Consider the following 22,699-nt stretch of genomic DNA (forward strand, 5'->3'; position numbering starts at 1 on the left):
GAGGCGCCCATGGCCAGCGGCACCCTCGATTTCTATTTCGAGTTCGCCTCGCCCTATTCCTATCTCTCGGCCGTCCGCATCACCGCTCTGGCGGAGCTGGCGGGCGTCCAGGTGGCGTGGAAGCCCTTCCTCCTCGGCCCCATCTTCGCGGCGCAGGGCTATACCACCTCGCCGTTCAACACCTATCCGCTCAAGGGGGCGCACATGTGGCGCGACCTTGCCCGGATGGCCGCCGCCATGCGCCTCCCGCCGGTGACGCGGCCCGAGCCCTTCCCCGCCAACGGGCTGCTCGCCGCCCGCGTGGCCGTGCATCTCAACGATGCCTGCCGGCCGTCCTTCACCCGCGCGGTGTTCTCCGCCGAGTTCGCCCAGGGGCGCGACATTTCCGACCGGGAGGTCATCCGCCAGGTGCTGGCGGGGCTCGGCCATTTCTACGACGACGTGGTGGCCGAGGCGGAAACGCCGCAGAACAAGGAGCGCCTGCGCGTCCTGACGTCCGAGGCGGCGGCCCGCGGGGTGTTCGGCGCGCCGAGCTTCGTCACCGCCGACGGTGAGCTGTTCTGGGGTAACGACCGGCTGGAAATGGCCCTGGACCACGCCCGCGGCCTCGCCAAGGCCGCCTGAAAGCGGGAGCTTGCGCCGCCGGCACGGCCGCCGGGGCTGTCGCATTCCGGTGCCGCTCTGATATATGCGCCTCACACACACGCAACGATTCCTGCGACGAAGGCCCCCTCCATGGCGAATGTCACTGCTTTTCCGGACAAGGCCACCATCGCTGAGCAGACCGCGCGGATGCTGCTCGAGGTCGAGGCGGTGCGCTTTTCCTCCGGCGAGCCGTTCATCTTCACGTCGGGCTGGGCGAGCCCGGTCTATATCGACTGCCGGCGGCTGATCTCCTTCCCGCGGGTGCGCCAGACGCTGGTGGATTTCGGCATCTCCACCATCTACCGCGAGATCGGCTACGAGCAGTTCGATACCGTCGCCGGCGGCGAGACCGCGGGCATTCCGTTCGCCGCCTGGGTGGCCGACCGGATGATGCTGCCCATGCAGTACGTGCGCAAGAAGCCCAAGGGCTTCGGCCGCAACGCCCAGATCGAGGGTCACCTCGCGCCCGGCGAGCGGGTGCTGCTGGTGGAGGACCTGACCACCGACGGCAAGAGCAAGGTCAATTTCGTCAATGCCTTGCGCGACGCCGGGGCGGAGTGCTCCCACTGCTTCGTGTTCTTCTATTACGACATCTTCTCCGAATCGGCCGCCATCCTGGAGGGCGCCGGCCTCAGCCTGCATCGCCTCGCCACCTGGTGGGACGTGCTGGCGCAGGTGAAGAAGATGAACCGCTTCGAGAGCGCGCAGATCGCCGAGATCGAATCCTTCCTCCACGATCCCCACGGCTGGTCCAAGGCCCACGGCGGCACCGCCACCACCGGCGAGTGACGCGCGGATGGAACTCTACGCCCTGGTGCGCCCCTTCCTCGGGCTGGTGAGCCCGGAGCGGGCCCACGGCCTCGCCGTCCGCGCCCTCGCACGGGGCCTGATGCCGGACCTGTCCGGCCACGACGACCCGGTGCTCGCGACTCGGGTGTGGGGCATCGACTTCCCCAATCCGGTGGGGCTCGCGGCGGGCTTCGACAAGCATTGCGAGGTGGCCGCCCCGCTGTTCCGCCTCGGCTTTGGCTTCGTCGAGGCCGGCACGGTGACGCCCCGCCCGCAGCCGGGCAATCCCCTGCCGCGGCTGTTCCGGCTGGAGGAGGATGAGGCGGTGATCAACCGCTTCGGCTTCAACAGCGAGGGGCTCGCCCCCTTCGTCTACCGCCTCGGCAAGCGCCGGGCGGCCGGGGCGCGCGGCATCGTCGGCGCCAACGTGGGGAAGAACAAGGAGAGCGAGGACACGCTGGAGGATTACGCCGCCGGCGTCTCCGCCACCTGCCGCCTCGCCGACTACATCGTCTGCAACATCTCCTCGCCCAATACGCCGGGCCTGCGCGCCCTGCAGGCCAGGGTGGAGATGGAGACTCTGCTCGCCCATCTCGTCGCGGTGCGCGACGCCTCCATCCCCGATCCCGCCGCCCGCCCGCCGCTGCTGGTGAAGGTGGCGCCGGACCTCGACGAGGCGGGCCTCGCCGATGTCGCCCAGGTGGCGCTGGAGACCCGCGTCGACGGCATCATCATGGGCAACACCACCCTGTCGCGGCCGGCCAGCCTGAAGAGCGCGCACAAGGCCGAGGCCGGCGGCCTGTCCGGCAGGCCGCTGATGACCCTGTCCACCGAGCGCCTCGCCGCGCTCTACCGGCTCGTGGGCGGACGCCTGCCGCTGGTGGGAGCGGGCGGCATCGCCTCGGGCGCCGACGCTTATGCCAAGGTCAGGGCCGGGGCGAGCCTGGTGCAGCTCTATTCCGCTTTGGTCTTCCACGGCCCGGGCCTGGTCAGCCGGATCAAGAGCGACCTTGCCGCCCGCCTGAAGGCCGACGGCTTCACCTCCATCGCCGATGCGGTGGGCGCCGACCTGCGCTGACCCACCTTCGGATTTTCCGGGGCAGGACCGCGCCGGCCCGCTTGACGCTGCGTGCTACTATTCTACCTTGAGCGCGAGCGGAGGCGGATATGGCGTCAGATTTTCCACGGCGGACGGTCCTGTCCATGCTGGGCGGCATGATGCTCGCACCGGCGGCGCTGGCGCGGCCGGCCGTGTATCCCGAGGCCGAGCGCGAATTGATGGTGCCCGCCGAGGGCGGGCGCCTCTACGTTCGCACCAACGGCGCCGCCAAGGGCGAGGCCCTGCCGCTGCTGCTGATCCACGGCGGGCCGGGCGGGATGCATTCCACCTTCCTCGACGCGCTCGAGCTCTCCGACGAGCGCATGGTGGTGCTCTACGACCAGCTGGACAGCGGCCGCTCCGACCGCCCGGGCGACCCGGCCAACTGGACGGTGGAGCGCTTCGCGCGGGAGATCGACGCCATCCGGACCGCCCTCGGCATTGCGCGCTGGCATGTGCTCGGCCACAGCTGGGGGGCGACCGTCGCCCTCGACTATGCGGCGCGCCAGCCATCGGCCCTTGCCGGGCTCATCCTCGCCAGCCCCTTCATCTCCGGCCGCAGCTGGCGCGCCGACGTGGCGGCGCGGCTGGGCGAGCTGCCCGCGGCGGCACAGGACGACATCCGCCGCTGCGCCGGCGCCACGCCGCCGCCCGAGGCGGTGTGCGATGCCGCCTCGGAGGTGTTCTACGCCGCCTTTAACCACCGCGATCCGATTCCCCAGGCGCGGCGCACCTACGAGGCGGCCCACGGCCTGAAGCTGAACGAGAAGCTCTATACCACCATGAATGGCTCGAGCGAGTTCTCCACCACCGGGACCCTAGCGGACTATGACGGCGAGCCGCTGCTGGCGCGCCTCGACGGCGCGCGCACCCTGTTCGTGATCGGCCAGCATGACGAGACGCGCATGGAGACCGTGGCGGCCTTCGCCCGGCGGGCGGGCGGGGCCGAGCTTGCGGTGATCCCCGGTGCTGCCCATGGCATCTTCAACGACCGGCCCGACGAGACCAACGCCGTGCTGCGCGGCTTCCTGCGCCGGCAGGACGCCGGCGCAGCCAAGGCGCAGCGCTGACGCCCCTCACGCCGGCGGCGTGGGCGGGGCGGCCGGCGGCGTCGCCGGCTTGGCGGCCACGGGCGCGCCGGCCGCGAGGATGTCGCGGATCTCGGTGAGCAGCACCTCGCTGCGGTTCGGCGCCGCCGGGGGCTTGCCCGACTCGGCCCGGCGCATGGCGTTCAGCGTGCGCACCACCAGGAAGAGCACGGCCGCCACGATGATGAAATTGATGGCGATGGTGATGAACGACCCATACGCCAATACCGCGCCCTGTTTCTTGGCGTCGGCGAGATTTTCGGCCGTGACCGACTTGGACAGCGGAATGAAATAGTTGGAGAAGTCGAGGCCTCCGGTGACGGCGCCGATCACCGGCATGAACACGTCGCCCACCAGCGAGCTGACGATGTTGCCGAAAGCCGCGCCGATGATGACGCCGACGGCGAGGTCCACCACATTGCCGCGAACCGCGAACTCCCTGAACTCCTTCAAGATCGCCATGCTTGTCTCCGCCGTCTGCCGGACGCGCCATACCCCGTTCCTGCAAGGGTGCGCCGCTCCGGCCGCCACGAAAGGGGCACGCCAACGACCCGGCCCTGATGCGGTCGTGCCGGCGCGTGTCCCGGCCAAGGGGGTGAGTGTGCACCGGCCAGCGCCGGCAAAGCCACCGCCGGGGCAACGCGCGCGAGGGCGGCGTGGTTCGCCACCGGCGCCCGGGATCGTAGGCGCGGATCGGCACGCCGTGACGCTTTCATGACTTTGAGCGCGCCCGTCCCTATGTTAGGGAGTGCCGCCGCCGATGACGGGGGCGGGCCTTCGGGCTCTTCGAAATCGACCCGCGGCGGGCCTTCTTCGTAAGGGGCGCGCGGCCGGGCAGAATGGCGACACAAGCGAGAATGGCGGACCGGCAGACCAGCTTCGGGTATGAGGATCTCCTCGCGTGCGGACGTGGCGAGCTGTTCGGGGCCGGAAACGCGCAATTGCCGCTGCCGCCCATGCTGATGTTCGACCGGATCACCGAGATCTCGGAGACGGGCGGCGAGTTCGGCAAGGGCATGGTGCGCGCCGAGCTCGACGTGAACCCGGATCTCTGGTTCTTCGCCTGCCACTTCAAGGGCGACCCGGTGATGCCCGGCTGCCTCGGCCTTGACGCCCTGTGGCAGCTCGTGGGCTTCCATCTCGGCTGGCTCGGCTCCTCGGGCCGCGGCCGTGCGCTCGGCCTCGGCGAGCTCAAATTCTCCGGCCAGGTGCTGCCCGACGTGAAGAAGGTGGTCTACGGCATCGAGTTCAAGCGCGTCATGCGCTCCAAGCTGGTGCTCGGCATCGCCGACGGCTGGCTGGCCGCCGACGGCGCGGTGATCTACCGGGCCAAGGATCTGAAGGTGGGCCTGTTCCAGGCCGAGGCGGCACCTCAGCCCGCGAGCGCCGCGAGCGCCTGACAACGCCTCGCCACGTTCCGCGGCGACACTGGTGCTTTCCAATGGGGATTTGACATGCGTCGCGTCGTCGTCACCGGGATGGGCATCGTCTCGTCCATCGGCAACACCACGCAGGAGGTGCTCGCCAGCCTGCGCGAGGCCAAGAGCGGCATCTCCTTCGCCGAGGACTATGCCAAGCTCGGATTCCGTTCCCAGGTGCACGGTGCGCCGACCCTGAATGCGGAAGAGGTCGTCGACCGCCGCGCCATGCGCTTCCACGGCGGTGGCACCGCGTGGAACCACGTGGCCATGGAGCAGGCCATCCGCGATTCGGGCCTTGAGCCGAACGAGGTGTCCAACATCCGCACCGGCCTGGTGATGGGCTCCGGCGGCTCCTCCACCAAGACCATCGTGGATTCGGCCGACATCACCCGCGAGAAGGGGCCGAAGCGCGTCGGCCCGTTCGCGGTGCCAAAGGCCATGGGCTCCACCGCCTCGGCGACGCTCTCCACCTGGTTCAAGATCAAGGGGCTGAGCTATTCCATCTCGGCCGCCTGCGCCACCACCAACATCTGCATCGGCAACGCCTACGAGCTGATCCAGTACGGCAAGCAGGACATCATCTTCGCCGGCGGCTGCGAGGACCTGCACTGGACCCTGTCCGTGCTGTTCGACGGCATGGGCGCCATGTCCTCCACCTACAACGACCGCCCGGCGGTGGCCTCCCGCGCCTATGACAAGAACCGGGACGGCTTCGTCATCGCCGGCGGCGCCGGCGTCCTCGTGCTGGAGGAGCTGGAGCACGCCAAGGCGCGCGGCGCCCGCATCTATGCCGAGATCGCCGGCTATGGCGCGACCTCCGACGGCGTCGACATGGTCGCCCCCTCGGGCGAGGGCGCGGAGCGGGCGATGAAGCTCGCCCTCTCGGGCATCAAGGCGCCGATCGACTACATCAACCCGCACGCCACCTCGACCCCCATCGGCGACCTGAAGGAGATCGAGGCCATCCGCGCGGTGTTCGGCGACACGTGCCCGCCCATCTCGGCCACCAAGTCGCTGACCGGCCATTCCCAGGGCGCCACCGGCGTGCACGAGGCGATCTATTCCATCCTGATGATGCAGAACGGCTTCATCTGCGAGAGCGCCAACATCGAGGAACTGGACCCCGCCTTCGCCGACATGCCCATCGTGCGCCAGCGGGTGGACAACGTGACCCTCGGCCATGTGCTGTCCAACGGCTTCGGCTTCGGCGGCACCAACGCCAGCCTCGTCATCAAGCATGTGGACGCCTGAGCGCGGCGACGGCTGAGCAAGGCGGCGTTCAGGATTGGTCATCAATGGTGAAGGCGCCGCGGCGCGCCTTCGTGGCGCCTCCCGGCGCGGTCTGCTATCGGCGTTTCAGGCGCGAGAGGGTGGGTGATGCAGGACCTGATGAAAGGCAAGCGCGGCCTGGTGATGGGCGTCGCCAACGACCATTCCATCGCCTGGGGCATCGCCAAGGGCCTCGCGGCGCAGGGCGCCGAGCTCGCCTTCACCTACCAGGGCGAGCAGGTGGCCAAGCGCGTCAAGCCGCTGGCCCAGAGCCTCGGCTCCTCCATCCTGCTGCCATGCGACGTGGAGGACCTCGCCAGCGTTGACGCGGTTTTCGCCGCGCTGAAGGAGACCTGGGGCAGCATCGACTTCCTCGTGCACGCGGTGGCCTTCTCCGACAAGTCGGAGCTGAAGGGCCGCTATGCCGACACCAGCCGGGAGAATTTCTCCCGCACCATGGTCATCTCCTGCTTCTCCTTCACCGAGGTCGCCCGCCGCGCCGCGGCGCTGATGCCCAACGGCGGCTCGCTCATCACGCTGACCTACGGCGGTTCCACCCGCGTCATGCCCAATTACAACGTCATGGGCGTCGCCAAGGCGGCGCTGGAGGCGTCGGTGCGCTATCTCGCGGCCGATTACGGCCCGGCGGGCATCCGGGTGAACGCCATCTCGGCCGGACCGGTGCGCACCCTCGCCGGCGCGGGCATCGCCGACGCGCGGGTGATGTTCAACTACCAGAAGCGCCACGCCCCCCTGCGCCGCACCGTCACCATCGAGGAAGTGGGCGGCTCCGCCCTCTATCTGCTGTCCGATCTGTCGGCCGGGGTGACGGGCGAGGTCCATTTCGTGGACTCCGGCTACAACATCATTTCCATGCCCCACCCTGATGTCCTCAAGGCCCAGGAAGACGCCGAGGCGAAGATCGCCGCCGAGGCGCCCGTCGAGGCCGCCGAATAGTGCGCCGGCGCGGCGCCGAGGCGCTCACCCGCCGCGCGCTGCTTCAAACTGGCGCGGGCCTTGCCGCCGCCGCATCCGTCTCCGCCGGCTCCTTCCCGGCCCGCGCGGCCGAAAGCCCCGTTCCGATCTCGGCCGAGGCCCGCAAGCTGCTGGATGCCATGCCGGGCAAGGCCGTGCTCGGGGCGCCCAACGCTGTGCGCGCCGTCACCGAGCTGGTGGATTTCAACGCCCCGGACTGGCGCCGCTCGGCCTCCGACATGCGCGATCTTCTCGCCGGCGCGCCGCGCCTCGCCTATGCCGTCGTGCAGACGCCGCGGCTCGACGTGGGCTCGGTGGAGGCGGCGCGCATCGCCCTCGCCGTGCTGGCGCTGCATGCCGGTCAGTTCCAGGACTTCTATCTCGCCCTCGCCGCCACCACCGGGCCGATCGACGGGCTGAAGGCGATCAACGTGGTGCGGGCGCAGGGCCTCGACCATTACAAGGTGTTCCGCGCCGCCAACCAGCCGGACGTCACCGACGCGCTCAACCGTGGCGTGGAGCTGTCCGGCGCCCTCAGGGTGCTCGATCCCCCGGCCTATGTGATCGGCAACGGCCTCGTCACCGGCTATGCCGATCTCGCCCGCAAGCGCGCCCTGATCGCCGCCTGCACCACCTGCTGAGGCGCCCCCGCAGCCGGCGCGGACCGGCGGCGGGTCGCGTGTTTTCGCCCTTTACGCTACCCGGCGGCCGTCGTATCCGGCAGGGTGGCGGTTTGGGGGATATCGCATGCAGGCGTGGCTGGTGGCCGTCCTGGTGTTCATGGCCTTGCAGGGCGGGGCTCTGTGGGGCATGTGGTCGGCGCGCTGGCTGAAGGCGCATCACCTCTCCAAGGAGACGCAGGAGGCGGTGAAGCTCGGCGTCGGCATGGTGGCGGCCATGGCCTCGCTCATCCTCGGCCTGATGACGGCCTCGGTGAAGGGAAATTTCGACACCACCGGCAAGGACATCCAGCAGTACGCCACCTATCTGACGACCCTCGACGCCTCGCTGCGCCACTTTGGCCCGGGCGCGGAGCCCGCCCGAAGCGCTCTGCTCGCCTATACGGTCCACGCCATCAACGAGACCTGGCCGGAAACGCCCGGGGCGCCGAAGGTGGTGAGCAGCCGCGGCTCGGAGCAACTGCTCCAGCAGGTGGGCCACGAGATCCGCATCCTCTCCCCCCTCGATCCCGAGCAGACGGACCTGCGGGCCGAGGCCCTCGACCGCTTCAAGTCCCTCGCCGCCTTGCGCTGGACCCTGATCGCCGAGAGCGTCACCGAAGTGCCGCCCATTTTTGTGCTGGTGCTGATCATCTGGCTGACGCTGATCTTCATCAGCTTCGGCCTGTTTTCGCCGGTGAATGCGGTGGCGCTCACCGCCTTTCCCCTGTGCGCCCTGTCGCTGGCGGGGGCGATCTTCCTCATCCTGGAGATGAGTTCGCCCTTCGACGGTATCATCATGGTCGGGCCGAACGCTTTGCAGCAGTCCCTGAGCCATATGCAGGCGCCCTGAGGCCGGCTGCGACAGAGGCGCGGTTGCGCCACGGGTGAGGACTTTGTAGAGCCTCCAACCAAGCGAGGCGGCGCCGGCGTGGGCGTCGCCCTGCGCCGCGCGATGCCTGCCGGCGCGGTCGCATCACGGCCGCTGCGCGAGGCGATCTGGGAGGGCGGACATGAGCCGCAAGGCGCTCTGGGTGGCGGCGGCGAGCGTGCTGGTCGGCGCCGTCGTCCTCGGTCTCAAGACATTGGCGTGGTGGGTCACCGGCTCGGTGGCGCTCTTGTCCGATGCGCTGGAGAGCATCATCAACGTCGCGGCCTCGGCGGCGGCGCTGGTTGCCATCACCGTTTCCGCCCGCCCCGCCGACGACAATCACCAGTTCGGCCACCACAAGGCGGAATACCTCTCCGCGGTGCTGGAAGGCGTGCTGGTGGTGGTGGCAGCCATCACCATCATGCGCGAGGCCTACCAGGGCTTCCTCGATCCGCGCCTGCCGGACCAGCCGTTCACCGGCATGATGATCAACGGCGCCGCCACGCTCATCAACGTGGTCTGGTGCGTGGTGCTGCTGCGCGTGGGGCGGGCCATGCGCTCGCCCGCTTTGGTGGCTGACGGCAAGCACGTGCTGACCGACGTGGTCACCTCGGCCGGCGTGCTGATCGGCTTCGTGCTGGTGCCGGTCACCGGCTGGCCGGTGCTTGATCCGTTGATCGCAGGGCTCGTGGCGCTCAACGTGCTGTGGACCGGCTGGGTGCTGATGAAGGAATCCGTCGGCGGCCTGATGGACGCGGCGCCGCCGCCCGAGGTGGTGGCGCGCATCCGCGAGCTGGTCTCCATCCACGCCGCCGGCGCCATTGAGGCGCACGATCTGCGCACCCGCCACGCCGGGCGCATCACCTTCGTGGAATTCCACCTCGTGGTGCCGGGCAGCATGACGGTGGCCGCCGCCCACGACATCTGCGACCGCATCGAAAACGCCTTCGAGCGCGACATGGACGATGCGGTCATCACCATCCATGTGGAGCCCGAGGGCGAGGCCAAGCACCGCGGCGTCGTGGTGATCTGACCCGCCAGCGCGTCCGGTTGCGGCGGCGGGCCTACGCCCCTTTGGGGCGGAAGGCGGCGCACACCGCCGGATCGGTCTCGATGCGACCCGCCCCGATGAGGTCGAGGCAATAGGGAATGGCCGGGAACACCGCGGCGAGGCAGACCGCGATGGAGGCCGGCTTGCCCGGCAGGTTCACGATCAGCGTGCGGCCGCGCACTCCGGCCTCCTGCCGCGAGAGGATGGCGGTGGGCACCTCGTTGAGGCTGATGCGCCGCATCTGCTCGCCGAAGCCGGGGAGCGGCTTCTCGATCACCGCCGCCATGGCCTCGGGGGTGAGGTCGCGCGGGGCCGGGCCGGTGCCGCCGGTGGTGCAGACGAGGTCCAGGCCCTCGCTGTCGCAGAGCGCGACGAGCGTGTCGCGCACGCTCTCGAACCCGTCGGGGATGATCCGGTAGTCGGCGGTCCAGGGGCTGGTGATGGCGCGCCGCAGCCAGGCCTCGATGGCCGGGCCGCTCAGATCCTCGTAGGCGCCCGAGCTGGCGCGGTCCGAAATGGTGACGATGCCGATGCGGGCGGGTGTCATGCCGTGGGTCCGGAACAAGAGAAACGCCAGCCTGTGCTGGCGCCTTCGGCCACCGAAAGCAAGCGCCTTGCCGCGCGTCCCTCATGTCGCAGGCGCCAGAAACCGGTTGCAGCGCGGCCGCTAAACCGTATTCATTTGGATATAGGAGAGCGGCGGCATGTGGGGATCGGGATCTGGCGATCGGGCTGGCATGTCGGAATATCTCACCACCCGCGAGCTGGCGGCTCTGCTGAGGGTGCGCGAGCGCAAGGTCTATGATCTGGTGGCCTCGGGCAGCCTTCCGGTGCGCCGCGTGACCGGCAAGCTCCTCTTCCCCCGCAGCGAGATCGAACGCTGGATCGGCGGATCGGCCAGGGCCCGCGCCGCCGACATGATCGGCGCCGCGGAGCTTGCCCCGCCGCTGGTGGTGGCGGGTGGGCACGATCCGCTGCTGGAATGGGCGCTGCGCGAATCCCGTTCCGGCATCGCCTGCTTCCTCGACGGCGCCCTCGACGGTCTCGACCGGGCGGAGCGGGGAGAATGCGTGGCCGTGGGCCTGCACGTGCCGGATGGCGACGGCTGGAACACCAGCGTGGTGGAGGCGCGGTTCGGGCGCGAGCCCTGGGTGCTTCTGGAGTGGGCGCGCCGGGTGCGCGGCCTCGTCTGCCGTCCCGGCCTTGCCCGCCCGCCCCGCCGCCTGCGCGACGTGCGCGGCCTCAGATTCCAGATGCGTCAGGCCGAGGCGGCGAGCGGGCTGGTGCTGGATCGCCTTCTGGCGGCCGAGCAGATGAGCCGGGCGGACCTCGCGCCGGTGGCGACGGTGGAGCGCTCGGAGACGGATCTCGCCCGCGCCATCGCCGCCGGCCGGGCCGACGTGGGGCTCGGCATCGCCGCGGCAGCCCAGCTCTACAATCTCGACTTCGTGCCGCTGCTGGAGGAGCGCTTCGACCTCATGGTCTGGCGCCGGGCCTATTTCGACCTGCCGTTCCAGAAGCTGGTGAGCTTCTGCCGCGGACCCGCCTTCGAGGCCCGGGCGGCCGAGCTCGGCGGCTACGACGTCTCCGGCTGCGGCACGGTGCGCTTCAACGGCCGCTGAGACCGGCATCCGTTGCGCGAACGAAAAAGGACCCGCCCGAGGGACCGGGCGGGTCAGGACACGGGCCGGGGCAGGGCGGGCGCGGGCTCTGGCCGTTCGGGCTCAGGCCAGCGGCGGCACGTCCAGCGCCCGGAAGATGGCGCAGCGGCGGAAGGCGTCGATGTTGGCCGGCTCGTTCTTCTGCGAGCAATATTTCGCCACCAGCTTGGCAAGGCCCTTGATGTCGCGGCCCGAGGTTTCCGGGAACATGAGGACGAGTGTGCCGATGAGCTCGTCCGAGAGCGGCAGGCCGAACTGGTCGGCCATGACGCGCCAGATCTTCCGCCGGTCGTCCGGGCCGGGGGAGTGATACTTGATGAGGGCGATGCAGCGCGAGACGATGGCCTCGTCGATGTCGTCCACCCGGTTGGTGGTGAGGAAGAGCAGGCCGTTGAAATATTCGAGCACGCGCAGGAACACGCCCACCACCGCGTTCATGGTGAGGTTGTCCTGCCGGCGCTTGATGTAGACGTCGGCCTCGTCGATCAGCATCACCGCGCCCCAGCGCTGGGCGCGGGTGAGGGCATCCTTCAGCGCCTGCTCCATGTGGGCCACGTCGAGGCCCAGCTGGCCCGAATGCACCCGGTAGAGCGGGCGCTGGATGATCTCGGAATAGACCTCGGCGGTGAGCGTCTTGCCGACGCCGGGCGGGCCGGCGCAGAGCACGGTGGTGCCGCCGGACTTGCCGGCCACCACGTCGTCCATCAGCGTGTTCATCTCGGCGGTGAGGATGTCGATGAGGTCGGTCTGCTCCGGGGGCAGGACCAGCTTCTGCTTCAGCTCGGGGTGGTATTCATAAGGCCGGATGTCGTCCACATGCACCCACACATGGTGGTGCAGCTCCAGATGAAACATCAGGATCAGCGGGTGGATGGGCATGTCGGTGAAGGCACCCTTGGGGATATTGTCCTTCGCCTCCCGCAGCGCCTCGTCCACCGCCATATGGAAGAGGTTCTGCTTGTCCGCCTTCTTCACGATCTTGTCGAGGAAGAAGCCGGAGGTCTCGTTGCCCAAAGTGCGCTCGCCCAGCAGTTCCTCGTCGTTCACCAGTCGGGTGTCGCTGCCCGAGGAGGAGAGCACCACCACTGACTTGCGCGCCCAGTCGGTGTCGCGGCGGTTGGCGGTGGGGTCCTCGGCGAACAGGCCGGTGCCGCGGCCGGAGAACTGGTGGCCGTAGAGGGCGCGCCATTCGAAGTAGCGCACCATCTGGTCGTCGAACGACTGCAGCAGGCCCGGATCCTCCATCAGCCAGCCCTTGGCGGCGAGCGTGCCGGGGATGGTGAGGCCGCGCAGGTCCTTGGAGCGGATGAGCAAATTCTCGACGTGGGTCTTGCCGCGGTTGTTGGCCTTGAGCTCCACGATCAGCCGCCCGGCCTCCTCCTCGCCGGGGGGCGTGTAGTCGAGGCGGGTGATGAGATAGGGCTCGGGCTTGCCCGAGGGGTTCATGCGGAACAGCCAGCCGCGGATGCAGCTCTTGACGAAATAGAGCGCGAGGGCGCCGGCGAGGTCTTCCAGCTCGTCGGGTCCGAAGCGGCGGCCCTCGTCGCGGAAGACCCCGACGAGATTGGCGAGCTGCTCCTCCTGCCCGCGGATGGCGGTGCCGCCGGTCTTGATGACGAGATCATGCAGGTGGGCGAGCTCGTCCGGCTTCAGGGCGTCGAGCCCCAGCTCCATGCGGCTTGAAAGGCGCGGCTGGGCGAGCAGGTGCGCCTGATCGGGAAAGGCCTCCACCAGGGATTCGACCACCAGGCGTTCGACGATGAGTTTCATGGGGCAGCCTCATGTCTCGAACGATGTCGGGGCTTCGACAAAATTGGCCGACCTGTGACGCGCCCGCGCATCGGAAAATGGATCGCCAAGGGCCGGAGCAAGATCGGGGCCGCAGCCCCCGCGAGGGGGTCCGCGCCCCGTGCCGCTGCCGCCGCGCTGGGCAATCCGGCGCCGTCGCGGGCGCCAGAATGGAGCAGAGAAGGGGGTGGCGAGTGGGCGCAAAGCCCTGTCGTGCAAGGCATCCGTCCCGGCACGCCGGGGTGGGAGGGTTTGTGAAATCCGCCTGAAATTTCAGCTTGAAGCTCCAAGCAAAATAGCTTTGTATCAAACCTAATTCCGCCGCCGAGGGCGTGCCGGGGACTTCCCTTGAGGGGCCCGGCGTCATCCGGCGGGGCGGACCTCGTGCCACGCGTTACCCTGAAGGTTGGCTCGCCGCTCATGCTCGCGCAGCAGATCGTCAACGGCCTCATGCTCGGGGCCATCTACATGCTTGTGGCGGTGGCCTTCACCCTCGCCATCGGCGTGCTGAACTTCCTCAATTTCTCGCTCCCCGGCCTGTTCATGGTGGGTGGCATGCTGGCCTTCGGGCTGATGAAGGCGGGCTGGCCTTTCCTCCTCGCCGCGGCCGGCGCGCTGGCGGCGGCGGCCTTCGTGTCGCTCCTGGTGGAGCGCTTCGCCTACCGGCCCATGCAGGGCGGCGACCCCGAGGTGCCGCTCGTGTCCTCCCTCGGCTTTCTGGTGCTGCTCGAAAACCTGATGCTGATCCAGTTCGGCTCGGACCAGCAGGCCTTCCCGGCCCTCCTGCCGGACCTCAACATCCGCCTCGGCGGCCTCGTCATCGGCATCGCGCAGCTCATCTCGCTGGCGCTCTCCCTCGGCCTCGTCGCTTTCCTCTCCTGGTATCTCGGCGCCACGGCGGCGGGGCGGCGCATCCGCACCGTGGCGGAAAATCCCGAGACGGCGCGGCTCATGGGCATCGATATCGCCCGCCTCGTGCCGCAGCTCTTCGTCGCCTCGGCGCTGCTGGCGGCGCTGGCCGGCATCCTGTTCGCGGTGAACTACCAGCAGGTCTCGCCCTTCATGGGCGAGGGCGTCGGCTTCAAGGGCGTCGCCGCCATGATCGTCGGCGGCATGGGCTCCATCTGGGGCGCGGTGCTGGGCGGACTGCTCATCGGCCTCGCCGAGGTGCTCTCCATCTCCTTCATCGGCGCGGACGTGGTGAACATCTCCGTCTACGGTCTTCTGCTCCTCATCCTCATCGTGCGGCCGCAGGGCCTCGTCGGCCGCGCCCCCAGCCGGGAGAAGCTGTGATGAGCGGCTATCTCACCGGCGTCCTCGTCGTCCTCGCCTTCAACGTCATCGCCGCTTATGCGGTGTACCTGCCGCTGGCGGCGGGGCAATTGAACCTCGGCATCGCCGGCTTCATGGCCATCGGCGCCTATGCCGCGGCGTTCCTCACCAACGAATATATGTGGCCCATGTGGGCGGCCATCCCCGTCGGCGCGGCGCTCGCCGGGCTGGTGGGCATCCTTATCGGCATTCCGGTGCTGCGCACCCACGGCATCTATCTCGCCATGGCCACCTTCGCCCTCGGTCAGGTGATCGCCGCCGTCTTCCTCAATCTGGAGGTGGTGGGCGGCGCCGCCGGCTATCCCGTCACCGATTATGCCGGCCCCTATGTGGTCTATGCGGCGGCGGCGGGCGTGGTGGTGCTGATGCTCCTCATCTCGCGCACCCGCTTCGCCCTCTGCCTCACGGCGGTGAAGAGCGACGCGACGGTGGCGGACCTGCTCGGCGTCTCCGTGCGCGGGGTCAAGGTCGCGGCCTTCGCGCTGGGGGCGGCGGTGGCCGGCTTCGGCGGAGCGCTTTATGCGCACCATTACAGCTTCGTCGAAGCGCAGCACTTCAACGTGCTGCTGTCGGTCTTCACCGTGCTCTACGTGCTGTTCGGCGGCACGCAGACGGTGTGGGGGCCGCTGGTGGGCGCCGCCTTCTTTACGCTGGTGCCGGAGCTGCTGCGCGCCTCCGACCAGTGGCGTTATGCGTTGTTCGCGGTCTTCATCATCGTCTTCATGGCGGTGCGCCCGCAGGGGCTGGTGACGGCCTCGCTCTTCCGCCTCTTCCGGCGCAAGGCGGAGGCCGCATGATGACCGCTGCCTCCGCGCCCGCCCTCGCCATCTCCGGCCTCTCCAAGTCGTTCGCCGGCGTCAAGGCCATCCGCGACCTCTCCTTCACCGTGCCGAGGGGCGTCACCACCGCCCTCATAGGGCCGAACGGCGCGGGCAAGACCACGGTGTTCAACCTGGTCAGCGGCGTCTATGGCGTCGATGCGGGGCGCATCGAGGTCCATGGCGCGGACGTGACGCGCATGCCCTCGCGCAAGCGCATCTCCACCGGCGTCGCCCGCTCGTTCCAGAACATCCGCCTCATGCCGCACCTGTCGGTGCTGGAGAATCTGCTGGTGGGCCAGCACGTGCGGGCCTCCTCCCTCGCCGATCTCGTCACGCCCTACCGCCTGTTCCCCAACCACCGCTGGAAGCGCGAGGCGCGCGCGGCGCTGGAGGAGAGCGGCCTCGGCCGCTGGGCGGACGAGACCGTCTCCGCGCTGCCCTACGGGGTGCGCAAGCGCATCGACCTCGTGCGCGCCACGCTCGCCGGCGCCAGCCTGCTCATGCTCGACGAGCCCGCCGCCGGCCTCAATCCCAGCGAGACCAACGCGCTGCGCGATCATCTCAAGGCGCTGATGGCCAAGGGCGTCACCCTCCTCGTGGTGGAGCACGACATGCACTTCGTGGAGTCCATCTGCGAGAACGTGGTGGTGCTGAACTTCGGCGAGAAGATCGCCGAGGGCCCGCTCTCCCGCGTGCGGCAGGAGAAGTTGGTGCGCGAGGCCTATATCGGCACGGACGAGGAGGCCTGAAGAATGGCGCTGCTCGAAGTCTCCGGCCTTTCCGTCGCCTACGGCCGCGTCGCGGCGCTCACGGACGTGTCGCTCACCGTCCGGGAGGGCGAGGTGGTCACCGTGCTCGGCGCCAACGGCGCGGGCAAGTCTACCTTGCTCAAGGCCATCCTCGGCGCGGTGCCGGCGAAGGCGGGCGGCATCACATTTGCGAACGCCGACGTCACCCGCCTGCCGCCGCACCGGCGCATGGGCGCGGGGCTGGTGCTGGTGCCGGAAGGCCGGCGCATCCTCATCACCCTCACCGTCGAAGAGAACCTCAGGCTCGGCGCCCACATGCGCCGCGACACGGCGGCGGTGGAGCGGGAGATGGCGGCCATCTACGACCGCTTCCCCAACCTCGCAGAGCGCCGCCACATGGCCGCCTCCTGCCTTTCGGGCGGCGAGCAGCAGATGCTGGCCATCGGCCGCGCCATGATGGCCAAGCCCCGCCTGATGATGCTGGACGAGCCCTCGCTCGGCCTTTCGCCCTTGTTCGTCTCCAAGCTGTTCGACCTCATCCGCGAGCTCAACGGCGACGGCCTGTCGGTGCTGCTGGTGGAGCAGAACACCGGCAAGGCGCTGAAGGTGGCCCACGCCGCCACCGTGCTGGAGCTGGGACGGGTGACGCTTGCCGGATCGCCCGCGGTGCTCGCGGCCGATCCGCGCCTTCAGGATGCCTATCTCGGCGGCGGAGCGGCCGCGCACTGATCCAAGGAAAACCAGAGAGGAGATCGGGACATGAAGAAGAGCGTTCTGTTCGGCGCCGGCCTGCTGGCGGCGCTGGTTGCTTCCGGCGCGGCGCGGGCCGAGGGCGAACTGGTCCTCGGCTACATGATGGCCAAGAGCGGCCCCTATGTGAGCCTCGCCAACACCAATGAGGTGGCCGTCGACATGGCGGTGGAGGAGATCAACGCCAAGGGCGGTATCAACGGCAAGAAGATCAAGGTCGTTAAGTTCGACACCGCCGGCGATCCCAAGCAGGCGACGACGGCGCTGCGCTCCTTCGCGCAGGATGCCGGTGCGCTGGCCGTCATCGGCCCGTTCTCGTCCTCGGAAGTGCGCACCACCTTCCCGGTGGGCGAGCGCGAGGGCCTCGCACAGATGTCCATGGCCTCCTCGGCCCCCGGCCTCACCAAGGGCTTCACCTACGGCTTCCGCAACACCACCGACGAGGGCAAGGTCATCGACCAGGTGCTCGCCGCGGTGAAGGACAAGAAGCTGCCCATGGCCTCGGGCGCCGCCGCCTACGCCACCGACGACGTGGTCTCCAAGTCCATCGGCACCGCCGTGGTGCCCAAGATGTTCGAGAAGTATTCCATCCCCTCCAAGGGATCGGTGGACTTCCAGCTCGCCGCCTTCGACCTGTCGCCCCAGGTGGCGCAGCTGAAGCAGATGGCCCCGGACATCGTCGGCCTCGGCTCGCCGCCCGAGGGCGCGGTGAACCTCGCCAAGGAGCTGAAGCGCCAGGGCGTCGCCACCCGCATCGTCGGCGGCACCACCATTGCCGATCCCGAGCTGCCCAAGCGCATGGACGGCGCCGGCGAGACGCTGACCATCGGCACCACCTTCTTCCCCGAGGTGAACGACAAGACGAAGGCCTTCACCAGCGAGTTCGGCAAGCGCACCAAGGCCGCCGGCCTGACCCGGACCGACCCGAACCAGATGGATGCCTCGGTGTACGACATCGTCTACCTCTATTCGGAGGCGATGAAGCGGGCGGGCGTCACCGGCGACAAGGCGAAGCTCGCCGAGGAGCGCACCGCCATCCGCGACCAGCTCGCCAAGCTGAAGGACTATCACGCCCTCGAGGGCTCCATCTCCTTCACCGACGGCGACGCGGTGAAGCCCGTCTATGTTCTTGAGGTGAAGGGCGGCAAGTGGACCCTTCTCGACACCCGGACGCCGAACTGAGTTCGGCGCTCGCGTGCGGCCGGCGCCTCCTGTCCTCCCCCCTGCGGAGGCGCCGGTCATTGTCCACCGACTGAACGAGAGACCAAGATGCCGGGCACCGCGCTTACCTTCACCCTTCATTCCGACGGCGCCTCCCGCACGGAGACGCTGACCCTCCAGCGCGCCGTGATCGCCGGCTGGACCGGCCGCGACAAGGTCGCGCTGGAGAAGCACATCGTGGAGCTTGAGGAACTGGGCGTGGCGCGCCCCGCCTCCACGCCCATCTACTACCGCGTGGCCGCCGCCCGCCTGACCACGGCGGACGAGATCGAATGCACCGGCCCGGACTCCTCCGGCGAGGTGGAGTTCGTGGTGGTCGAGGCCGGCGGCCGGCGCTGGCTGGGGATCGGCTCCGACCATACCGACCGCAAGGTGGAGACCTACGGCATCACCGTGTCGAAGCAGATGTGCGACAAGCCGGTGGCGCCGGTCCTGTGGGCGCTCGACGAGGTGCTGCCCCACTGGGACAGCCTGATCCTGCGTGCCTTCGCCGTCATCGGCGGGTCGCGGGTCCTGTATCAGGAGGGCTCGGTCGCCGCCATGCTGCCGCCGGCGGAGATCGTGGCCGGCTGCCCCGGCGGCTTTTCCGACGGCACCGCCATGTTCTGCGGCACGCTCGCGGCCATCGGCGGCATCCGCCCGGCGGAGCGGTTCGAGTTCGAGATCGAGGACAAGGTGCTGGGGCGGACCATCCGCCACGGCTATGACGTCAAGGTGCTGCCCGTCGCCGGCTGAGCGGCGGGCACGGCGCCACAGGGAGGCGGCGATGCAGCTCGATGCCCACGAGACGGGCGAGGCGGTGCCGGTGGACGGCCCGGCCCCGGCGCGCTCGCTCCGGGAGGAGGCCTACGAGCTCATCAAGGAGCGCATCATCATGTGCGCCTTCCGGCCGGGCGAGGCGCTGAGCGAGGCCCAGGTGGCGGCCACGCTCGCCCTCGGCCGCACGCCGGTGCGCCAGGCCTTCGACCGCCTCATGCGTGACGGGCTGGTGGAGGTGCTCCCGCGCAAGGGCATCATCGTGCGCCCCATCAGCGAGGACGAGGTGCGCGACATGGTGGACGTGCGCCTGCTCAACGAATGCTTCTGCGCCCGCCTCGCCGCCGAGCGGGCCGACGGCGCGGCGCTGTCCGCCCTGAAGGAGAACGTCCGGCGCGGCGCGCAGGCGGCGACGGATCGCGACATCAAGGCCCTCATGGCCCTCGACCGGGAGTTTCACGCCACCGTCTCCGGCGGCGCGCGCAACCCGGTGCTGGGGGAGATCCTGAAGAATTTGCACGAGCGGGCGCAACGGGTGTGGTTCGTCTCCCTGCGCGATGCGTCCCACCACCGCCGGGTGATGGACGAGCACGCCGCCATCGTCGACGCCCTCGCCGCCCGCGACGCCGACGCTGCCGAGCAGGCGACGCGCGCGCACATCCTCTCCTTCGCAGCCAACCTCACCCGGCAATTGTAGGGACTCGGGCGGGGTCCGCCCGGCGCTGCCCCTCACCCCCACCCTCTCCCCTCGGGGAGAGGGCCAGGGGGAGGGGTCATGCCCTCCCCCAAGCCCTATGCCTCGCAGCGCCCGCGAAGTGGACGGCGAGCCGACGCCGGAACGGCGGGGTCAGGACGGCGGGGTCAGGAAGCGCCTGCGGCGGACGTGTGCGCTGGACCCCGGCTTTCCTCCCGCTCAGGCTTCAGTCGGCCGGGGAACGGGCGCGCCTCATCCCAGCCAGATGCCGACCAGCGCCGCCGCGATCACCCACAGGGCGAGATTGCCCCAGAAGGCGCGCCGCGCCTCGGCCTTGCCGATGCCCTCCAGCGAGCCGGGCGAGAGGCGGATGCCGTCGCGGGTGGCCTCGTCCAATTGCTCCACCACGCGGGCGGTGCGGGTGAGGAGGCCCGGCAGGGTGGCACCGAAATGGCCGATCTCGCCCAGCCCGGCGCCGGCGCGCTTCAACTGGCCTACCGGCCCGAGATTGCCGGCGATCCAGTCCTCCACCACCGGGGCGGCGGTGCGCCACATGTCGAGCTGCGGGTCGAGCGAGCGGGCGACGCCCTCCACCACCACCATGGTCTTCTGCAGGAGGAGAAGCTCGGGCCGGGTCTGCATGTCGAACAGGGCCGTCACCTCCAGCAGCAGCGCGAGGAGGCGCGCCATGGAGATCTGGTCGGCGGTGCGCGAGTGGATCGGCTCGCCGATGGCGCGGATAGCGAGGGCGAAGTCGTCCACCGAATGGTGGAACGGCACATAGCCCGCCTCGAAATGCACTTCCGCCGTGCGCCGCCAGTTGCGGGTGATGAAGCCGTAGAGGATCTCCGCGAGGAAGCGCCGCTCCTTCACGCCGAGCCGGCCCATGATGCCGCAATCCACCACCACGAGGCGGCCCTGCGCATCCACGAACAGATTGCCGGGGTGCATGTCGGCATGGAAGAAGCCGTCGCGCATGGCCTGCCTGAGGAAGGTCTGCATGACGATGCGGGCGATCTCCTTGGGATCGTGCCCGGCGGCGATGATGGCAGCCTTGTCGGAGAGCTTGATGCCGTCGATCCACTCGGTGGTCAAAACCTCGCGGCCGGAGCGGTCCCAGTCCACCCGCGGGACATGCACCTCGGGATCGTCCTGCGTGTTCTCGGCCAGCTCGGCATAGGCGGCGGCTTCCAGCCGCAGGTCCATCTCCATGGCGACGGAGCGGGCGAGGGTATCGACCACCTGCTCCATCCGGAGCCTGCGTGCCTCGGCGAAATTCTGCTCGGCGAAGGCGGCGATGCGGCGGAACGTGCCCATGTCGGAGGCGAACCGCCGGTTGACGCCGGGCCGCAGGATCTTCACCGCCACGGTGCGGCGCTGGCCGTCCTTTTCCACCACCTCGCCCTTGTGCACCTCGGCGATGGAGGCGGCTGCCACCGCCGGTCCGAAGGCGGCGAACACCTCGCCCAGCGGCCGCTCGAAGGTGTCGGCGACGGTTGCCTCGGCCACCTCCTGGCCGAAGGGCGGCATGCGATCCTGCAGCACCTCGAGGTCGCGCGCCACCGAGGCGCCCACCACGTCCGGGCGGGTGGCGAGGAACTGGCCGAGCTTCACATAGGACGGCCCGAGCCGCGACAGGGCCGCGGAGAAGCGGGCGCGCCGGTCGCCGGCATCCTTGCGGGCGATGAGGCGGGCGATGCGCAGCATGGGCCGCGCCAGCGGCGGCGCGGCGGCCGGCGACACCAGCGAGAGCACCCCTTCGCGCGCGAGCACATAGCCCCCGCGGGCGAGGCGCGCCGCGTCGGCGACGAGCAGGAAGATCATGGCCGGCGCCCGGCGCGCAGGATGGCCGCCATCAGATGCGGAAGCCCGAATGCAGCGCCACCACGCCGCCGGTCATGCGGGTGAAGTCGACGCGGGCGAACCCCGCCTCGCGCATCATCTGCGCGAAGGCCTCCGCCGGCGGGAAGCGGCGGATGGATTCCACCAGATACTGGTAGGGCTCGGCATCCCCCGCCACGCGCTTGCCGATCTCGGGGATCACGCGGAAGGAGAAGGTGTCGTAGAGCTTGTCCAGCAGCGGCACGTCCACCTTGGAGAATTCCAGCACGAAGGCGCGCCCGCCGGGCTTCAGCACGCGGCGCATCTCCTTCAGGGCGAGATCGATGCGCGGCACGTTGCGGATGCCGAAGGCGATGGTGACGGCATCGAAGCTCATGTCGGCGAAGGGCAGGGCCTCGGCGTTCGCCTCCTGGAAAGCGACCTTCTCCGAGAGGCCGCGCTTCTCGGCGCGCGTGCGGCCCACGGCCAGCATGTCGGTATTGATGTCGGCGACGATGGCGTCGGTCGCCGGCCCGCCCGCCTTCACCACGCGGAAGGCGACGTCTCCGGTGCCGCCGGCGAGGTCGAGCAGGTGGAACGCCCTCCCGCCCTGCGGCGGGCGCACCTTGGAGACCAGCGCATCCTTCCAGGCGCGGTGGAGGCCGCCGGACATCAGGTCGTTCATGATGTCGTAGCGCCGCGCCACCTTGTGGAACACGTCGTCCACCAGCCCCTGCTTCTCGGCCAACGGCACGGTGCGATAGCCGAAATGGGTGTCGCCGCTGGGGGCGCCGGCAGCCTCGGTGCCGGCGGCGTCGCTCGCCGGGGGGGCGGAATTGAAGTCCGTCATCTTGATCTCGGCCGCGCGCTGTTGCGTTTCGGTCGCGACCTTATCGGATGATCCCGGCGGGCGCCATAAAGCCGGCGTCGCAGGCCGCGACGCCCGGCGGGAGGGCGCGAATCAGCCGCCGCGGGAGCCGCGCGGGGGACGGGCGATGCCGGTCACGTCGAACTCCAGCCCGTCCTCGGTGTAGCGCGGATCGAGGTTTTCCTCCCGCGCCGCGCTGGCGCAGCCGCGCAGCGAGAAGGACATGGGAAAACCGCGGCGCCGCTTGCGGGCGGCGATCTCTTTCCGCAGCGGGAAGACGGGAACGTTGATCGTGATCGTCATAGCCACGCTCCAAAAGTATTCGCGCGTCGAAGTGAGCATGGAAGAGTTACAAATATTAACCTATGAGT

At 69.5% G+C, this 22,699-nt stretch carries 24 protein-coding genes; 18 read left to right on the forward strand and 6 right to left on the reverse strand.

Annotation, left to right across the window (positions count from 1 at the left end):
* Positions 1–9: 9 nt before the first annotated feature.
* From ABLE93_RS12050 to ABLE93_RS12065, 4 genes are all read left to right on the forward strand, one after another.
* The gene (locus ABLE93_RS12050) at positions 10–624 is read left to right on the forward strand and encodes a 2-hydroxychromene-2-carboxylate isomerase (protein ID WP_348840044.1); all 615 of its coding nucleotides are present in this window, start codon (positions 10–12) and stop codon (positions 622–624) included.
* A gap of 111 nt (positions 625–735) precedes the next feature.
* Entirely contained in the window at positions 736–1,434 is a 699-nt protein-coding gene (locus tag ABLE93_RS12055) for an orotate phosphoribosyltransferase (RefSeq protein ID WP_348840045.1), read from the forward strand.
* Between the two features lie 7 nt (positions 1,435–1,441).
* Entirely contained in the window at positions 1,442–2,512 is a 1,071-nt protein-coding gene (locus tag ABLE93_RS12060; RefSeq protein ID WP_348840046.1) for a quinone-dependent dihydroorotate dehydrogenase, read from the forward strand.
* Positions 2,513–2,601: 89 nt separating this feature from the next.
* Positions 2,602–3,603: a proline iminopeptidase-family hydrolase gene (locus ABLE93_RS12065; RefSeq protein ID WP_348840047.1), complete on the forward strand. Its 1,002-nt coding sequence runs from the start codon at positions 2,602–2,604 to the stop codon at positions 3,601–3,603.
* A 6-nt stretch (positions 3,604–3,609) separates the two neighbouring features.
* On the opposite strand, the gene mscL is transcribed toward ABLE93_RS12065, so the two are convergent.
* A complete protein-coding gene (gene mscL / locus ABLE93_RS12070; protein WP_348840103.1) occupies positions 3,610–4,077 on the reverse strand; it encodes a large conductance mechanosensitive channel protein MscL in 468 nt (155 codons plus the stop codon).
* Positions 4,078–4,478: 401 nt separating this feature from the next.
* On the opposite strand from mscL, the gene fabA reads away from it, so the two are divergent.
* The 6 genes from fabA (at position 4,479) to ABLE93_RS12100 (ending at position 9,849) form a co-directional block, all read left to right on the forward strand.
* Positions 4,479–5,021 (forward strand): 3-hydroxyacyl-[acyl-carrier-protein] dehydratase FabA, encoded by a 543-nt coding sequence (gene fabA / locus ABLE93_RS12075; RefSeq protein WP_348840048.1) that lies wholly within the window; start codon positions 4,479–4,481, stop codon positions 5,019–5,021.
* A 54-nt stretch (positions 5,022–5,075) separates the two neighbouring features.
* Positions 5,076–6,293 carry a beta-ketoacyl-ACP synthase I gene (gene fabB / locus ABLE93_RS12080; protein WP_348840049.1) on the forward strand — a complete coding sequence of 406 codons (1,218 nt, stop codon included), beginning with the start codon at positions 5,076–5,078 and terminating at the stop codon, positions 6,291–6,293.
* Positions 6,294–6,419: 126 nt separating this feature from the next.
* Positions 6,420–7,268 (forward strand): enoyl-ACP reductase FabI, encoded by an 849-nt coding sequence (gene fabI / locus ABLE93_RS12085; RefSeq protein ID WP_348840050.1) that lies wholly within the window; start codon positions 6,420–6,422, stop codon positions 7,266–7,268.
* Entirely contained in the window at positions 7,268–7,927 is a 660-nt protein-coding gene (locus ABLE93_RS12090; RefSeq protein ID WP_348840051.1) for a thioredoxin domain-containing protein, read from the forward strand. The genes fabI and ABLE93_RS12090 overlap by 1 nt, the downstream gene beginning before the upstream one ends.
* 106 nt (positions 7,928–8,033) lie before the next feature.
* Positions 8,034–8,798, forward strand: a complete 765-nt coding sequence (locus ABLE93_RS12095; RefSeq protein WP_348840052.1) for a bestrophin-like domain — start codon at positions 8,034–8,036, stop codon at positions 8,796–8,798.
* 160 nt (positions 8,799–8,958) lie between these two features.
* Positions 8,959–9,849 (forward strand): cation diffusion facilitator family transporter, encoded by an 891-nt coding sequence (locus ABLE93_RS12100; RefSeq protein ID WP_348840053.1) that lies wholly within the window; start codon positions 8,959–8,961, stop codon positions 9,847–9,849.
* 31 nt (positions 9,850–9,880) lie between these two features.
* Here ABLE93_RS12100 and mog read toward each other — a convergent pair whose 3' ends face one another.
* Positions 9,881–10,414, reverse strand: coding sequence for a molybdopterin adenylyltransferase (gene mog, locus ABLE93_RS12105; RefSeq protein ID WP_348840054.1), 534 nt, complete (start codon positions 10,412–10,414; stop codon positions 9,881–9,883).
* A gap of 157 nt (positions 10,415–10,571) precedes the next feature.
* Here mog and ABLE93_RS12110 point away from each other — a divergent pair, with 157 nt between their 5' ends.
* Positions 10,572–11,489: a substrate-binding domain-containing protein gene (locus tag ABLE93_RS12110; protein ID WP_348840055.1), complete on the forward strand. Its 918-nt coding sequence runs from the start codon at positions 10,572–10,574 to the stop codon at positions 11,487–11,489.
* Between the two features lie 102 nt (positions 11,490–11,591).
* Here ABLE93_RS12110 and ABLE93_RS12115 read toward each other — a convergent pair whose 3' ends face one another.
* Positions 11,592–13,298: an AAA family ATPase gene (locus tag ABLE93_RS12115; RefSeq protein WP_348840056.1), complete on the reverse strand. Its 1,707-nt coding sequence runs from the start codon at positions 13,296–13,298 to the stop codon at positions 11,592–11,594.
* A 402-nt stretch (positions 13,299–13,700) separates the two neighbouring features.
* On the opposite strand from ABLE93_RS12115, the gene ABLE93_RS12120 reads away from it, so the two are divergent.
* The 7 genes from ABLE93_RS12120 (at position 13,701) to ABLE93_RS12150 (ending at position 19,642) form a co-directional block, all read left to right on the forward strand.
* A complete protein-coding gene (locus ABLE93_RS12120; RefSeq protein WP_348840057.1) occupies positions 13,701–14,609 on the forward strand; it encodes a branched-chain amino acid ABC transporter permease in 909 nt (302 codons plus the stop codon).
* Complete coding sequence (locus ABLE93_RS12125; protein ID WP_348840058.1) at positions 14,609–15,445, forward strand: branched-chain amino acid ABC transporter permease; 837 nt, start codon at positions 14,609–14,611, stop codon at positions 15,443–15,445. Before ABLE93_RS12120 ends, ABLE93_RS12125 begins: the two co-directional genes overlap by 1 nt.
* Positions 15,445–16,218 carry an ABC transporter ATP-binding protein gene (locus tag ABLE93_RS12130; protein WP_348840059.1) on the forward strand — a complete coding sequence of 258 codons (774 nt, stop codon included), beginning with the start codon at positions 15,445–15,447 and terminating at the stop codon, positions 16,216–16,218. Before ABLE93_RS12125 ends, ABLE93_RS12130 begins: the two co-directional genes overlap by 1 nt.
* Before the next feature lie 3 nt (positions 16,219–16,221).
* Positions 16,222–16,947, forward strand: coding sequence for an ABC transporter ATP-binding protein (locus ABLE93_RS12135; RefSeq protein ID WP_348840060.1), 726 nt, complete (start codon positions 16,222–16,224; stop codon positions 16,945–16,947).
* Positions 16,948–16,977: 30 nt separating this feature from the next.
* Positions 16,978–18,150 (forward strand): ABC transporter substrate-binding protein, encoded by a 1,173-nt coding sequence (locus tag ABLE93_RS12140; protein ID WP_348840061.1) that lies wholly within the window; start codon positions 16,978–16,980, stop codon positions 18,148–18,150.
* 87 nt (positions 18,151–18,237) lie between these two features.
* Positions 18,238–18,924, forward strand: coding sequence for a DUF2848 domain-containing protein (locus tag ABLE93_RS12145; protein WP_348840062.1), 687 nt, complete (start codon positions 18,238–18,240; stop codon positions 18,922–18,924).
* 31 nt (positions 18,925–18,955) lie between these two features.
* Positions 18,956–19,642, forward strand: coding sequence for a GntR family transcriptional regulator (locus ABLE93_RS12150; protein ID WP_348840063.1), 687 nt, complete (start codon positions 18,956–18,958; stop codon positions 19,640–19,642).
* 249 nt (positions 19,643–19,891) lie between these two features.
* On the opposite strand, the gene ubiB is transcribed toward ABLE93_RS12150, so the two are convergent.
* The 3 genes from ubiB to ABLE93_RS12165 all read right to left on the reverse strand — a co-directional run bounded on the left by ubiB (position 19,892) and on the right by ABLE93_RS12165 (position 22,631).
* Entirely contained in the window at positions 19,892–21,463 is a 1,572-nt protein-coding gene (ubiB, locus tag ABLE93_RS12155) for a 2-polyprenylphenol 6-hydroxylase (protein ID WP_348840064.1), read from the reverse strand.
* A gap of 31 nt (positions 21,464–21,494) precedes the next feature.
* On the reverse strand, positions 21,495–22,310 hold the full coding sequence (gene ubiE / locus ABLE93_RS12160) for a bifunctional demethylmenaquinone methyltransferase/2-methoxy-6-polyprenyl-1,4-benzoquinol methylase UbiE (RefSeq protein ID WP_348840065.1): 816 nt from the start codon (positions 22,308–22,310) through the stop codon (positions 21,495–21,497).
* A 111-nt stretch (positions 22,311–22,421) separates the two neighbouring features.
* Complete coding sequence (locus ABLE93_RS12165; protein WP_348840066.1) at positions 22,422–22,631, reverse strand: hypothetical protein; 210 nt, start codon at positions 22,629–22,631, stop codon at positions 22,422–22,424.
* Positions 22,632–22,699 lie beyond the last annotated feature (68 nt).

This window comes from Xanthobacter pollutisoli, assembly GCF_040044995.1.
Classification (GTDB): Bacteria; Pseudomonadota; Alphaproteobacteria; order Rhizobiales; family Xanthobacteraceae; genus Xanthobacter.